The 13,694-nt window shown below is 68.4% G+C and carries 13 protein-coding genes; 7 read left to right on the plus strand and 6 right to left on the minus strand.

The features are described from left to right. Positions 1-274 precede the first annotated feature (274 nt). Genes ACFULV_RS17325 through ACFULV_RS17350 form a run of 6 tightly spaced genes read left to right on the plus strand, consistent with a single transcriptional unit; the run spans position 275 to position 7,188 of the window. Complete coding sequence (locus ACFULV_RS17325) at positions 275-1,111, plus strand: glycosyltransferase family 2 protein (protein ID WP_378657703.1); 837 nt, start codon at positions 275-277, stop codon at positions 1,109-1,111. Next, on the plus strand, positions 1,108-2,472 hold the full coding sequence (locus ACFULV_RS17330; protein WP_378657706.1) for an O-antigen ligase family protein: 1,365 nt from the start codon (positions 1,108-1,110) through the stop codon (positions 2,470-2,472). The genes ACFULV_RS17325 and ACFULV_RS17330 overlap by 4 nt, the downstream gene beginning before the upstream one ends. Next, entirely contained in the window at positions 2,469-3,533 is a 1,065-nt protein-coding gene (locus ACFULV_RS17335) for a glycosyltransferase family 4 protein (protein ID WP_378657708.1), read from the plus strand. The genes ACFULV_RS17330 and ACFULV_RS17335 overlap by 4 nt, the downstream gene beginning before the upstream one ends. Continuing rightward, positions 3,530-5,128: an oligosaccharide flippase family protein gene (locus ACFULV_RS17340; protein WP_378657711.1), complete on the plus strand. Its 1,599-nt coding sequence runs from the start codon at positions 3,530-3,532 to the stop codon at positions 5,126-5,128. Before ACFULV_RS17335 ends, ACFULV_RS17340 begins: the two co-directional genes overlap by 4 nt. Beyond that, positions 5,055-6,104 (plus strand): beta-xylosidase, encoded by a 1,050-nt coding sequence (locus ACFULV_RS17345; RefSeq protein WP_378657714.1) that lies wholly within the window; start codon positions 5,055-5,057, stop codon positions 6,102-6,104. The genes ACFULV_RS17340 and ACFULV_RS17345 overlap by 74 nt, the downstream gene beginning before the upstream one ends. After that, positions 6,091-7,188 (plus strand): glycosyltransferase family 4 protein, encoded by a 1,098-nt coding sequence (locus ACFULV_RS17350; protein ID WP_378657717.1) that lies wholly within the window; start codon positions 6,091-6,093, stop codon positions 7,186-7,188. Before ACFULV_RS17345 ends, ACFULV_RS17350 begins: the two co-directional genes overlap by 14 nt. A gap of 51 nt (positions 7,189-7,239) precedes the next feature. Here the strand turns inward: ACFULV_RS17350 and ACFULV_RS17355 are convergent, their stop codons facing one another. Continuing rightward, positions 7,240-7,875, minus strand: coding sequence for an MspA family porin (locus ACFULV_RS17355; RefSeq protein ID WP_378657720.1), 636 nt, complete (start codon positions 7,873-7,875; stop codon positions 7,240-7,242). Between the two features lie 213 nt (positions 7,876-8,088). Then, on the minus strand, positions 8,089-9,177 hold the full coding sequence (locus tag ACFULV_RS17360; RefSeq protein WP_378657723.1) for a class I SAM-dependent methyltransferase: 1,089 nt from the start codon (positions 9,175-9,177) through the stop codon (positions 8,089-8,091). A 14-nt stretch (positions 9,178-9,191) separates the two neighbouring features. Here ACFULV_RS17360 and rfbC point away from each other — a divergent pair, with 14 nt between their 5' ends. Next, the gene (rfbC, locus tag ACFULV_RS17365; protein ID WP_378657726.1) at positions 9,192-9,755 is read left to right on the plus strand and encodes a dTDP-4-dehydrorhamnose 3,5-epimerase; all 564 of its coding nucleotides are present in this window, start codon (positions 9,192-9,194) and stop codon (positions 9,753-9,755) included. Here the strand turns inward: rfbC and ACFULV_RS17370 are convergent. The 4 genes from ACFULV_RS17370 to ACFULV_RS17385 are packed head-to-tail and all read right to left on the minus strand — an operon-like array spanning position 9,733 to position 13,467. Beyond that, positions 9,733-10,767 (minus strand): NAD-dependent epimerase/dehydratase family protein, encoded by a 1,035-nt coding sequence (locus ACFULV_RS17370; RefSeq protein ID WP_378657906.1) that lies wholly within the window; start codon positions 10,765-10,767, stop codon positions 9,733-9,735. The two genes, rfbC and ACFULV_RS17370, sit on opposite strands and share 23 nt — an antisense overlap. Before the next feature lie 2 nt (positions 10,768-10,769). Then, a complete protein-coding gene (locus tag ACFULV_RS17375; RefSeq protein WP_378657908.1) occupies positions 10,770-11,420 on the minus strand; it encodes a PIG-L deacetylase family protein in 651 nt (216 codons plus the stop codon). Next, positions 11,417-12,193 carry a glucose-1-phosphate cytidylyltransferase gene (locus ACFULV_RS17380; RefSeq protein WP_378631193.1) on the minus strand — a complete coding sequence of 259 codons (777 nt, stop codon included), beginning with the start codon at positions 12,191-12,193 and terminating at the stop codon, positions 11,417-11,419. The genes ACFULV_RS17375 and ACFULV_RS17380 overlap by 4 nt, the downstream gene beginning before the upstream one ends. A gap of 14 nt (positions 12,194-12,207) precedes the next feature. Continuing rightward, a complete protein-coding gene (locus tag ACFULV_RS17385) occupies positions 12,208-13,467 on the minus strand; it encodes a methyltransferase domain-containing protein (protein ID WP_378657728.1) in 1,260 nt (419 codons plus the stop codon). Positions 13,468-13,694: the final 227 nt, after the last annotated feature.

Raw genomic sequence — 13,694 nt, forward strand, 5'->3', positions numbered from 1 at the left:
ATCAACACTTCTCGATCACCGGCCCCCGAAGCCGGTATGCCGTCACTTCGGCACGACCGAGTTGCGATGACGATACCCCAGGTCTGCCGGACGGTCGCGTCGGCGAACGCGGTCGAACCCCGCCGAACCTGCACAGTTCACTCGCCGGTAAGTCGCCGGGAATTCCACGGCGAACATCCGCGAAGCCCTCCAGGTAGTCTGATCTACGTTCGCCCTTGATGGGTGCGGGACGGCTGAGCCGTCGGCAAATGGATCTCATTGAGGGGTAACGGCTGTGGGGGTTCGAGTGTCGGTATGTGTACCGGCCTTCAACGCGGCGCGCACGATTGTCGAGACGCTGGAGTCGATCAGCGCGCAGGATTTCGACGACCTCGAGATCGTGGTCGTCGACAACGCGAGCACCGACGGCACGGGCGATCTCGTGCGCGCGTTCGACGATGCGCGCATTCGGTTGTACACCAACGACACCACGCTGCCGATCGAGCAGAACTGGAATCGCGCGATCGAACTGGCCGGTGGCGAGCTGGTCAAGCTGGTCTGCGCCGACGACATGATCGCCCCGGGGTGCCTGTCGGCGCAGGTCGAGTCGATGGACGACAGCGGGATCGCGGTCGCGGGCGCCAAGTTCGATGTCGTCGACGACGACGGCGTGGTCCTCGCGCGGGGGCGCGGGCTGCCAGGACTGGTGGGTCGATGCTCGTCGCGGACAGTGCTGCGCACGCTCGTGCGCAAACTGCCCGACGACGTGTGCCCGACCGCGGCGTTCCTGTTCCGTCGCGCTGATTTCGCCGGTACCAGCGGTTTTCGCGCGGACTTCCTGTACGCGATGGATGTCGACCTGGTGGCGCGGCTGTGCGGACGCGGCGAGTTCTTCGGCCACGATCGTGTATTCGCGATCAACCGCGCGTCGGTGTTCAACTACTCGAGTACGACTTCGTCGGCGAGCAAATTCGCCGACGTGCTGCGGTTCAACCACCATCACCGTCGGCAGTTCGCTGACCGCGTCGGTGTGATCGATGTCCTGATCGGCGACGGTCGCGTGCTGCGGCAGGCGCTGGTCCGGGTGTCGGCGCGGGCCGCGCGGTTGTTCGGGCGAGGCGCGCGGCAGTGAACTCCCTGTTGTACGTGGTGGCCCTGCCGGTAGCTTGGGTCTTCCTGCGCTGGATCTGGCATCGACCCCAGCGCGGGGTGTTGCTGGTGGCGGCGTTGGTGCCGTTCAACGGATTGCTGCTGATCGCACCGGCGTGGATGCGGGTGGACGGCTGGAAAGAAGCGATGCTGCTGCTCACCCTCGCGGTGGCGGCGTTCGTGCCCTACGGGCGAGTCGACCCGCGTCCGGCGTTGCCGTGGTGGTCGATCGGCGTGGTGCTGTGCGTGTTCGGGGTCGGTTCGGCGTTCCTGACAGCGGGAATTCTGGGCATTTTCGCGATCAAGATCACGTTCTTCTACTTCATCGTGGTGCCGTTGATCCTGTATCTGCGGCCGTTCACCGCGCGCGATCGCGATCTGCTCATCACGATCATGATGGTCGAGTCGGTCGGAATCGCGGTCTTCGGCTTGGCGCAGCAGGCGATCGGGCCCGCCGGGCTCGCCGAGATGGGCTACAAATTCAACGAGACGATCCGGTTCTCCGGTGGTCTGATGCGCTCGTTCGGATCGTTCAACCAACCGTTCCCGTTCGCGTTCTATCTGGTCACCGTCTTGCTGGTGGGTGGATCAGTCGCGCTGGCCGCCCCGCGCCGGCTACGCAATCGGTTGTTCCTGCTGATGACTCCGGTGCTGGTGGCCGGTGTCGCGGCTAGCGTCGTGCGCGCCGCGCTGCTCGGGTTGCTGATCGGTGTGCTGGTGCTCGCGGTCATCCGCTATCGGCGCCAGCTCAAAGCGGTGATCATCGGCGGGGTCGCGCTGATCGTGGTGGTCGGCGTCGGGGCGTCGTCGCAGGCGCGCAGTTCGCTGTTGTCCTCGGAGAGCCTGGCCGCCCGCGAGACCGGGTGGAAGGTCGTGACCAGGACGGTTCCGAGTCATCCGTTCGGTGAGGGCCTCGGCTCGACAGGGGCGGCGAAGGCGGCCCAACTCGTCGCCGAGCTCGGCCCGGCCGCCGAGAAATTGCCCTATGCCACCGGCGAAGTCCAGATCTACGGGCGCCCGTACCAACCCGACAACTACTACGTGAAGCTGCTCATCGAACTCGGGCCGATCGGGGTCTGGTTGTTCTGCGCGATCCTGGTGGTGATCTATCTGCTCGCGCTGCGTTCGGCGCGCACGATGAGCGGCAACGACGCCGCACTGGCGCTCGGGGTCGCGGCGGCCGTGCTGTCGAGCGCGGTCGCGGCGGTCGCGTCGAGCTACTTCGAGATCTTTCCCAGCGATTTCTACTTCTGGTTGCTCGCCGCGGTCGTCGGCTGCGCGGTCTCCCAGCACTCCCCAGTCCCGGCCGTCGAGCGCAGCCCCGTCCCCGAACAGGTGTCATGAATTCTGCTGCGAACAGCCGGCCCACCGTGTGTTTCGGGGCGTTGGCCTACCGAGCCGACGGCGCCGGGGTATCGACGTATCAGCGGCAACTGCTGGCGCAGTTGCCCGCGCTGTTGCCGGGTGCCGAGCTGTCGGCGCTGGTCCAAGCCGACGCGGCGAGTTCGCTGCCGTCCACCGTCTCGGCGGTGTCGCGCCCGGTCACGGCCGGCGCTCGGCGCGCGTGGCACGGTGTCGCGCCGCTGCGCGGATTCGATGTGTTCCACGGCCTCGATGTCGACCTTCCGCTGATCGGGCCGCGTGCCACGGTCGCCACGGTGCACGACCTGTCGGTCTTCGATGTGCCGTGGGCGTTCAGCCGGTATCGGGCGCGCGGGGAACAGCTGCTGGTCCGGACGTCGTTGACGCGTGCCGATCTGCTGATCGCGGTATCGGAATTCACCGCCGAACGGATCGCGGACAAGTTCGGGCGTGCGGCGGTCGTCGTGCCGCTCGCTCCCGCCGACTGGGCGCGCGTCCCCGAGGCCTCCGAGGTGGACCGGGTGCGCGCCGGCTACGACCTGCCGCCTCGATTCATCCTGCAGGTGGGGACCGTCGAGCCGCGCAAACAGGTCGGGATGCTCGCGGAAGTGGCGCGCGCCCTCGACATTCCGCTCGTGCTGGCCGGGGCGGGATCCACCGGTCCGCAGGCCCCGGCCACGGCGATCGGTCTCGGTTACGTCGATGCCGCCGATCTGCCCGCGCTGTACGCCGCCGCGACCGTGGTGGCCTACTGCTCGGAGTACGAAGGATTCGGGCTGCCGCCGGTGGAGGCCATGGCGTGCGGTGGCGCGGTGGTGGCCAGCGCGGTCGGCGCGCTGCCACAGGTCTGTGGCGACGGTGCCGTGCTGGTCGCGCGCGCGAATGTCGAGTCGTGGACGGCGGCCGTGCGCCCACTGCTGCACGACACCGTCGGCAACGCCGCACTGCGCGAGCGTGGTCTGGCCGCGGCGTCGAAGCTGAGCTGGCGGGCCACCGCCGAGGCGACGGTCGGCGCCTATCGCAGCGCCGGGTTGATTCCGTGACGACCGAGGCGAAACCGTCGGTCCCCGATCGCCCGATCGAGGGCCGCGCCTCGATGTCGGGGCGGGCCGCCGCCAACAACACCGCCGCGATGCTGGCCAGCCGGATCTTCGCCGCGGTGCTCGGTCTGCTCGGCACCATGCTCACCGCCCGGATGCTGCCCGCGGTCGAATGGGGCTACTTCTCCTTCGTGTTCGGTCTGCTCGGCATGCTCGCGATCGTCACCGATCTGGGGGTCGGGCGCGCGGTCATCGGCAAACTCGTGCACGGCGAGCCCGCCGAGGTCGCCGAGATCGCGAGCTCGTTCATCGCGCTGCGGACCGTACTCGGACTGCTGGGTTACGGGGTGGCGCTGGGCTATGTGGTGCTGCTCGGTTGTCCACCGCAGGTCATCGCGGCGACAGCCGTGGCGGGGCTGGTCGTGGTGGTCGCGACGCCGAGCAACGCGCTCACCGTGCTGTTCCAGTCGACCATGCGCTTGACCTTGGTCGCCGCGGCGGAGTCGATCGCACGCCTTGTCCAGGTGGCGCTGACCGTCGTCGCGGTGCTGTGGGCTCCGACCTTGCTGATCGTGGTGATCCCCGCCGTGGTGTACGAACTGATCGCCATCGCGATCAAGATCGTCGGCGTGGGTCGGGGACTCGGTGGACCGATCCCGGCGCGCCGCGTCGAACTGCGCTGGTGGGGCGGCATGCTGCGCGAGGCGCTGCCGCTGAGCATCGGCCTGGCCCTGATCATCATGCTGCAGAAGGTCGGGCTGCTGCTGCTGGGTCACTTCGACACCTTCGAATCCGTCGGGATGTTCGCGGTCGGCATGAAATTCGCCGACCTCGTCGACACCGCGGCGATCGCGGTCGTCGCCCCGTTGACCACTCTGCTGATCGCGGTGTGGCCGGCCGACCCCACCCGATTCCGGCGCTACTTCCGGCAGTCGGGTGCCGCGCTGACGGCCCTCGGCCTTGCCGCGCTGGTCGCCTTCTGGCCGGTCGCGACCCAGGTGATCGACCTGCTCTTCGGTGCGAAGTTCGTGTCCGCGGTCGATGCGAGTCGCTACCAGATCATCGGCGGACTGCTCGGCGCGCTGGCCCATCTGGGCCTGGTCGCGCTGATGGCCGCCGGGCGCAACTACCTGATTCCTTGGATCGCGCTACTCGCGTTGGTCGTCGACCTGGCGTTGTCGTGGCCGCTGATCGCGTGGCTGTCGTTCGAAGGCGCGGCCGTCGCCGGTCTGGTGGCGAACGTCGTCCTGCTGATCGGGGTGTGGCTCGCGCTCGTCGCCACGGTGCGGATCGGGCGGTTGATCCCGGTCACCTCGGTGGTGTCGGTCAGCGCTGTCGCTGCCGCGGTGATCGTCCCCGCGACGATGATTCAGCAGCGGTGGGGGCCACCGTGGATTGTCACCTCTACGGTGGCCGGTGTGTTGTACCTTTTCCTCGCCGGCTGCGTTGTGCGCTGGACCGACGGATTGACGATACGAAGCGTGCGAGGGCCGAAATCTGATGACACTGTGGCGATTCGCTCGGATGATCACCACCGTGGCCCTCACGCTCACCCTGCTCGGATGCGGGACACCGACGATGTCGACCGTGCTCGATGAGCGCGTGAACGAGACCGGACTCGGCATCGCGGGCGGGCACTCTTGGCTCGCACTGAGCACCGGCGAATTGGACCGCCAGATGAAGGGCGTGGTCGACGCGGGCGCCACCTGGATCAGGATGGATCTGGACTGGTCGCTCATCGAGCACGACCGTGGCCGCAAGGACTGGTCGATGACCGATCGGGTGGTGCGGTCGGCGCGCGCCCACGGGTTGCACGTGCTGGCCATCCTCACCTACTCACCGCCGTGGGCACGTCAGGACCCGGGGCCCGGTGGAAACAAGGTCGCCCCGTATCCCGCGCTGTTCGGCCAATTCGTCGCCGACGCGGTCGAGCGCTACCGCGATAAGATCAAGCACTGGGAGGTCTGGAACGAGCCCAATGTCACCAGCTTCTTCGCGCCGCTGCCCCATGTGAATCTGTACGCCCAGCTGCTCCATCAGGCGGCGACGGCTGTGCGCACCCGCCAGCCGGGTGGTCAGGTGCTGGTCGGCGGCTTGGCGCCCGCTGCCGACAACGGCCGCGACATCGCGCCGTCGACGTTCATCGAGCGCCTCTACGCGCTGGGCTCGGCTCTCGACTTCGACGCCATCGCGGTGCACCCCTACTCCTATCCGGAGCTGCCCTCGTCGCCCAGCCGGGACAACGCCTTCCAGAACCTGACTCGAATCCGCGCGATCATGGATGCTCGCGGCGATACGTCGAAGCGGTTGTGGCCCACCGAATTCGGCGCACCGACCGGTACCGGAGCACGCGCGGTCGACGAGCAGACCCAAGCCGAGATACTCGGCGGCGGACTGGACTTGATGGCGGCGATGCCCAATATCGGCCCTGTTTTCGTCTATTCCCTGATCGACGCGGGCGACGATCGCCAGAACCTGGAGGACAACTTCGGCATGCTCCGTCGTGACTATTCGGCGAAACCGGCACTGGCGCAGGTCCGCGCCCGCGCGGAGGTGCTCCGTGCGGGGCAGTGACGACGGGCGCGAGCTGGTGTTCGTCGCTCACACCGGACAGGCGTCGGGCGCGGAGAACGTGATGCTCGCCCTCGTGGACTCGGCGCTCGAACGTGGCTACCGGGTGCGGGTCGCCTGCCCGGACGGTCCGTTGCGGGAGCGGCTGCCCGCCGGTGTCGAGCACATCGGCATCGCCGCGCTGGGGTTGGCGGGTGAACGCGGCCTGCGCCGGTTGACCGCCGCGCTGGTGATGCTGAAGAACTGGATCAGTGCGGCATGGCGGCTTCGGAAGCCGTTGCGGGACAGCAGAACCCGCATCATCGTCAATTCGACCATGGCGTTGCCCGCGCTGGCGCTGGCCCGTCCGCATCGGGGCTCGGCGGCCTGGTTGGTCCACGACATCCTCGCCAGCCGGCGGCAGTACGGCGCCGCCTGGGCCGGGCGCGCGGCGGTGGGCCACGCCGTCGCGGTCTCCGAGACCGCCGCGCAGCCGCTGCGCCGGCGCGGGTTCGATGTCGATGTCGCGTTCAACGGCGTGACCTGGCCGGTCGAACCCGCGCCCGTGTTCGAGCGCACGCCACCGGTGGTCGGCATCCTGGGCGTGGTGACCTCATGGAAGGGTCACCACGTTCTGCTGGAGGCCGTCGCGGGGTTGCCCGAGGTGCGACTCGAGATCGCCGGCCGGGCATTGCCCGGCGACGTGGCGTATCTGGCCGAGCTCCGCGAGCGCGCCGAGCAGCCCGACCTCGCCGGTCGGGTCGCCTTTCTCGGTCAGGTCGACGCCATGACCACCCTGCGGGGCTGGGACGCGGTGATCTCGGCCAGCGTGCTGCCCGAGGCCGGTCAGCTCGTCGTCCTCGAGGCGATGAGTTTGGGTGTCCCGGTGATCGCCACCGATCACGGCGGTTACGCCGATGACCGCGTCATGGTGTGCGTTCCGCCCGCTGATCCGGCCGCGCTGCGGGCCGCGATCGAGCGGGTCACCGGTGATCCGCGGTTGCGGTCGCGCTTGCACGAGGACGGTCGGGCTCGGGTCGCGGCGGCACACGATCGGTCCCGCACACTGCCGCAGATGCTCGACGCTCTGCTCGGCACGGCACGGTGACAGCGACGGACCCGGCGAGTGAACTCACTCGCCGGGTCCGTCGGGCCCCGATCAGATCGAGAAGGTCTTGCCGTAGGTGACGACGGTGTCGCCGGACGAGCCGACGATCCGTACGAACGGACGGACATTGGTCTGGCCGAGCACACCGGTGACAGTGCCGTGGAAACCCGAAAGACGCAGTACGCCTTCGGCTCCGGCGATCTCACCGCCGGCGACCTCGACCTCCTGGATACCGGGGCCGAAGCCGGCGGCGAGTTCGATGCCCGCGCGCGGGATGAGGCCGTCGAGCTTGACGGTGGGGCCGTCGACGCCGACCTCGAGGCCGAGGCTGGGGGTGGACCACTCGAACTTGATCCGGCCGTCGAGGGTGGCGGGGTAGCCGACCTGATAGCCGAGCGTGATGCGACCGGACCAGGTCTCGGCGTCGGGGCCGGTGACCAGGTAGGAAGCCGCGCCGCTGTGGAACCATTCGCGGGTGAGCGGATTGCCGTCCAGTGGTGCGACGAAGTCGATCCGGGTGTCGGACTGGATCGCCTCGACGGTGCGGTTCTTGCCGTCGAGAACGGTACTGCTGCTGTCGATTCCGGCAGCGGCGGCGCCTGCCCCCATGGCGAGACCGACAGCGATGGCCGATACCATCGCCGCGATCCGGAGCGCGCGTGATGCGAGCACGGTGGTTCCCCTCATCAGAATTCTTCCCCTGGACAGTGGCCCGCCGAACGCTGCGTTCGGCGCCGCGTTTCCCCTGCGATCCGGGCACCGGCCACCGCGACACTGCGGCGGTCCAGCGGTGACCCGAACTCGATCATGGTGCGGCGCTGGGCATTTCCGAGTATCCCACGTCCTGCGGTCATGTGCCGATCGACATAAGGTCGGTTATCCCACAGCCTTCGCCGGTCTCTATCGGTTGCGTGGGCCCGCCGGATCGTCGATCATCCACCGTCCGTCGAGTTCGGGCAGTGCGGCGCTCACCTCGGCGAGCAGGTCCGGCAGCGTGAGCAACACGACGTCGGGCTCGGCGGCGACCAGTTCGGCGGGGGAGATGATGGGCACATCGGTGCCGGGCATCCGGCAGCCCTGTTTTCCCGGAGCGGCGTCGGCGACACCGGCGAGCAGGTCGCGGTGCGCGCCCGCCATGCTCAGCAGGGCCACCGCGCGCGACGCGGCGCCGTAGGCATAGACCCGAAGGCCCTGCGTGGCACCGGCGTCCAGCCAACCGCGCAGGGCGCGGACGTGACGGTCGACCGTCTGCTGCAGCTCGGGGGCCGAGCTCAGTGCGTCGGCTTCGGCGACGAGAAGGCCGTCGATGCTGGCGTCGGGGGTGTGATCGCCGTGGCGAACGGCCAGGAGCACCGTGCCGCCGTAGAGGTCGAACTCCCACGCGGTGACCACGCTCATCCCCGCCGCGCGTAACAGGGTGCGCAGAGCGGACAGCGAGTAATACGCGAAGTGCCCGTGCCGCAACGCGTTCCACTGTCCCTGCGTGACGATGGTGGCCAGTGAGTGGTATTGGACAAGCAGCACCCCGTCGGGCGCCGTCGCCGCGGCCCGCGCCGCGAAGGCCGCTCGCTGATCGGGTTCGTGCATGATCCCGAAGCAGTCGAGCACCACATCGGCCGGTTCACCGGTGTTCTCGGTGAAGCCGTGCTCGGCGAGCAGTGGCAGCCAGGTTCCGCCGTGCGGGCTACCGAATTCGGTGACCGTCGATCCGCGCAGCAGCCCGGCGGCGTGCACCAGACGCACCGCCTCGCCGGCTTGGTCGCGCAGGGCCAGCGGTTCGATACCGCGGGGCTCCGCGGTGACGGTGTCGTCGTCGGCCAGCTGAGCCAGCCCGCACGCCGTGCACCGGTCCATCCGCAAAGGGTGGCCGGATTCGGTGGCGGCGATCGGAGCGTCACGTGGCGGAAAGTGATCCGCCGCCGGGACCGAGCCCAGATCGAGGACGGGAACGAGCGCGGCCTTCGCGCAGCCGCGGCATCGGCGGGTCATGGGAGTATGGCCTCGTGCGTATCGAGCGGACCGAATTGGCCGACGTAGTGGTACTCGTTCCCGAACCGTTCCGGGACGAGCGGGGGTTGTTCACCCGTACCTTCGACGCGGGCGAGTTCGACACCCATCTCGGGGTAGCGGGTGCGGCGGCGGCCTTCGTCCAGGATTCGCAGTCGCGGTCGGTGCGCGGGGTGATCCGTGGCATGCACGGGCGCGGCGGGCGCGGTGAGGCCAAGCTGGTGCGGTGCGCGCACGGCGCCGTGCACGACGTGCTCGTCGACATTCGACCAGGTTCGCCGACTTTCGGTGCGCGCCAAGCATTTCGGCTCGACGACGAGCAGTTCCACCACCTCTATGTGCCGCCGGGTTTCCTGCACGGGTTCCAGGCACTCACCGAGATCGCCGACGTCTGCTACCGCATCGACCGTCCGCACGATCCCGCCGAGGACCTCGGGGTCGCCTTTGACGACCCCGAACTGGCCATCGAGTGGCCGCTGCCGGTCGGTCCGGTCTCCGCGCGTGACGCGCGGGCCGGGACCTGGGCCGCGCTGCTGGCTACGCTGACGCCGACGCACTGATCCGGCGCAGCTGTGCGTCGAGCACCCCGGAGTCGCACAGCCCCTGCAGGTGCGGCAGCCGGGTGAACCGGCGGAAGAACGCGTCGGCGGTGAGTCCGCGCGCGGTGTACTCGGTGAAGAGCTCGGCCGCGCCCGCAGGGACCGTCCACTGCGCCTCGAAGCCGAGAACCTCACGCGCGTAGGAGAAGTCGACCCGGTAGGACCGTGGGTCGGCGCCGTTCTCGCCGGTGATCAGCAGCCGGGATCCGGGGACCGCGTCGACCACCGAGGCGGCGATCTCGGCGACGGTGAGGTTGTTGACCTCGGTGCCGATGTTGAACGCCCGGCACGAGATGTCGGCGGCGGGCGCGGTGAGGCAGGTGGCGAAGGCGGCGGCGATATCGGCGGCGTGCACCAGGGGCCGCCACGGGGTGCCGTCGGAGAGCACCTTCACCTCGCCGGTGAGCACCGCGTAGCCGACCAGATTGTTGAGCACGATGTCGGCCCGCAACCGCGGCGAGAAGCCGAAAGCGGTGGCATTGCGCAGGAATACCGGAACGAAGTTGTCGTCGGCCAGCGCGGCCACATCGTCTTCGACGCGCACTTTGCTCTCGGCGTAGGGGGTGATCGGGCGCAGCGGGGCGTCCTCGGTGACGAGGTCGGCACCGGCGGCGCCGTAGACCGAGCAGGTAGACGCGTAGAGGAACCTCGAGACCCCGGCCTCCTTGGCGAGGCGGGCCAGTCGCACCGACGCGTGATGGTTGATGTCGTAGGTGATCTCCGGCGCCAGGGCACCGAGGGGATCGTTCGACAACGCCGCGAGGTGGATCACCGCGTCGAAACCGCGCAGCTGCTCGACGGTCACCTCGCGCAGGTCCACGGCCAGACCGTCGGGGTCACCGGCGAATTCGCCGAGCAGGCAGTCGGCGAAGTAGCCGATGTCCAGGCCGGTGACCCGGTGGCCCGCCGCCCGCAGCACGGGCACCATCACGGTGCCGAGATAGCCTTGGTGCCCTGTGACCAGTACCCGCATGTTCACGTCTGTTCCCATCTGATGATCGCTTTGTCGAGCACGAACGCCTCGGCATACTGTGCGTGGCACTGCACCCCACGCATCCGGGCCAGCCCGAGGAAGGCCTGTTCGTCGAACCAGTCGCGGCCCGTCTGCGACGGATAGTGTTCGTGCAGCAGACGCGACTTCTGCTGCGCGAGTGCGTGACTCAGTGGATGGTAGAGGGTGGGAGCCGGAGTGTCGGTCTCCCATTTGAGGATTTCGTAACCCAGGGTCAGGTGGTCACGGAACTCGGTGGGCACCAGTTCGGCGAGCAGCCGATGGTCCTGGTGGGCGTCGCCACGATGCGGCGCGAACACCACCTCGGGTTCACCGCCACGACGAAAGACCGCCAGCGCGTCCTTGATCCGATCCCAGTGCGCGGGCGCGCGGCCGTCGGGCACATCGAGGACGTGCAGTTCCGGCTTGTTGCCCGAGCAGAACGCGGTGAGCGCCGCCCGCTCCTCGTCCTCACGTGCGGTGCCGCCACCGGAGAGGACAAGCGCGCGCACCTCGACCTCGGGATCGGCGCCGGTGAGCGCGAGAAGCGTTGCCCCCATCCCGATCGCGATGTCGTCGCAGTGCGCGCCGAGCACCGCGATCCGGCGCGGCGGGGTGGTGAACAGCCCGATCACGGCCGGTCCCACACCATCCACGGCCGGGTGCCGTTGCGGTAGGCGTCGTCGAGTTCGGCGCGCTCCTTGAAGGTGTCGGCCGGCTTCCAGAAACCCATGTGCTGATATCCGAAGAGCCTGCCTTGCCCGGCGAGCGCGCCGCACGCGTCGGCCACCAGATCGCCGCCAGGGGGCAGCAGATCGAAGATCTCCTGGCTGAGCACGAAATATCCGCCGTTCTCCCACAGCGGCATCTGCGCCACCGGCACGATGTCCTTCACCTCGCCGGTCGGCGAGATGTCCACGCAGTGGAACGAGGACTGCGGCGGCACCACCATCATCGACGCGGCCGCACCCGAGGCATGGAAACGCTCGATCATGGTGTCCAGCGGTGCGTCGGTGAGGACGTCGGCGTAGTTGGCCAGGAAGTACTCGTCGCCGTCGAGGTGCTCGCGCACGCGGCGCAGTCGCTCCCCGATCGCGGATTCGACGCCGGTGTCGACGAAGGTGATCGTCCAGTCGCTGATGTCGCTGCCCAGCAGCTCCACTTCACCGTTGCGGATCACGAAGTCGTTGGACGCCGACTCCTGGTAGGTGAGGAAGAAGTTCTTGATGTGCTCGGCGCCGTAACCGAGACACAGCACGAACTCTGTGTGTCCGTAGTGCGCGTAGTAGCGCATCACGTGCCACAGCAACGGGCGCGGCCCGACCAGCTGCATCGGCTTGGGGACGACGTCGTCGGATCCGCCGCGCATGCGCATGCCGTATCCGCCACAGAACAATACGACCTTCATCGGTTCGTTCACCTTCATTCCGGGAGTGCGCCGGCCGCGACCGGTTCGCCCGTCGTGGCGGCGCGATGCAGCACCGGCAGGGGGTAGATCAGTTCGCCACCCCATTCGCCGACGTGGCTGAGTTGAGCGGTGATCTCGGTTTCGAGATTCCACGGCAGGACCAGCACCACATCGGGCTTGTCCGCGTCGATGCGTTCCGGCGGATGGATCGGAATCCGGGTGCCGGGGGTGTAGCGGCCGTGCTTGTAGGGGTTGCGGTCCACGGTGTATTCGAGCAGGTCGGGCCGGATGCCGCAGTAGTTGAGCAGCGTGTTGCCCTTGCCCGGTGCGCCGTAGCCGACCACCCGCTTGCCCGCGGCGCGGCAGTCGAGCAGGAAACGCAGCAGCTCGTGGCGAACCGATTCGGCACGGGCACCGAGTGCGGCGTAGCCGGCGGGTTCGTGCAGCCCCGCCGCGCGCTCGAGGTCGAGGACCTCGGCGACGCGGGCGGTGGGTTCGGCGACGGCGTCGGGGCGTGCCCACAGCCGGAGCGAGCCACCGTGGGTGTCCAGCAGTTCCACATCGACGACGGTCAGGCCGGCGATCGCCAGCGCGCGCTGCGCCGAATGGACGGTGTAGTACTGGAAGTGCTCGTGGTAGATGGTGTCGAACTGGCCGAGCTGGACCAGGTTCAGCGCGTGGTGCACTTCGATGCTGCACCAGCCGTCGTCGCTGAGCAGGGTGCGCAGTGCGTGGGTGAACCCGCGCAGGTCGGGTACGTGGGCGTAGACGTTGTTGGCGACCACCAGGTCGGCCGGTCCGTGCTCGGCGCGGATCCGCGCGGCCGAATCCTGGTGCAGGAACGCGGTGTCCGTCGGTACGCCGACCTCGCGGGCCGCGAGTCCGACATTGACCGAGGGCTCGATGCCCAGACAGCGGATGCCGCGCGCGACCGCGTGTCGCAGCAGGTAGCCGTCGTTGCTCGCCACCTCGACGACGAACGAATCGGCGCCGAGGCCGAGTCGTTCGGCGGTCGTGGTGACGAACTGCTCGGCGTGACGGACCCAGCTGTCGGAGAACGAGGAGAAGTACGCGTACTCGGTGAAGGTGTCCTCGGGGGTGATCAGCGCCGGGATCTGTAACAGCAGGCAGTCCTCACACAACCGCAGGTGCAGCGGATACGTCGATTCGGGCCGGTCGAGATCGGTGGCGGACAGAAAGCTCTCGCACGGTGGGGTGGCGCCCAGGTCGAGCACGCTCGTGAGCCGTTCGGAGTCGCAGAGTCGACATTGCACGTGGAGCCCCCACCTTCATACCTGTTCACCCGAGCTGTCGCGGCTCTTGCCGGTCATGCCGGAAGTCGGATCAGTGGGCACAGACGTTACAGCGGTGGGCAGAAAGGGTGCCCTGAAACGTTCGGGCGGAAACACATTCATGGTAATTTTCGGAGTAATACCAGGTCGATCCGGCACCGGCTAACTGTCGGCGAGGGCGACCATTCCTCCTCTGTTTGTGATGGCGA

It is taken from the genome of Nocardia sp. NPDC057272, assembly GCF_042668615.1.
In the GTDB taxonomy this organism is placed as follows: domain Bacteria; phylum Actinomycetota; class Actinomycetes; order Mycobacteriales; family Mycobacteriaceae; genus Nocardia.

Excerpts from the sequence above, each read along its gene's own strand:
- ACFULV_RS17355 (WP_378657720.1), bottom strand. The coding sequence starts at position 7,875 with ATGAGGGGAACCACCGTGCTCGCATCACGCGCGCTCCGGATCGCGGCG.
- ACFULV_RS17360 (WP_378657723.1), bottom strand. The coding sequence starts at position 9,177 with ATGACCCGCCGATGCCGCGGCTGCGCGAAGGCCGCGCTCGTTCCCGTC.
- ACFULV_RS17345 (WP_378657714.1), top strand. The coding sequence starts at position 5,055 with ATGATCACCACCGTGGCCCTCACGCTCACCCTGCTCGGATGCGGGACA.
- ACFULV_RS17380 (WP_378631193.1), bottom strand. The coding sequence starts at position 12,193 with ATGAAGGTCGTATTGTTCTGTGGCGGATACGGCATGCGCATGCGCGGC.
- ACFULV_RS17370 (WP_378657906.1), bottom strand. The coding sequence starts at position 10,767 with ATGCGGGTACTGGTCACAGGGCACCAAGGCTATCTCGGCACCGTGATG.
- ACFULV_RS17335 (WP_378657708.1), top strand. The coding sequence starts at position 2,469 with ATGAATTCTGCTGCGAACAGCCGGCCCACCGTGTGTTTCGGGGCGTTG.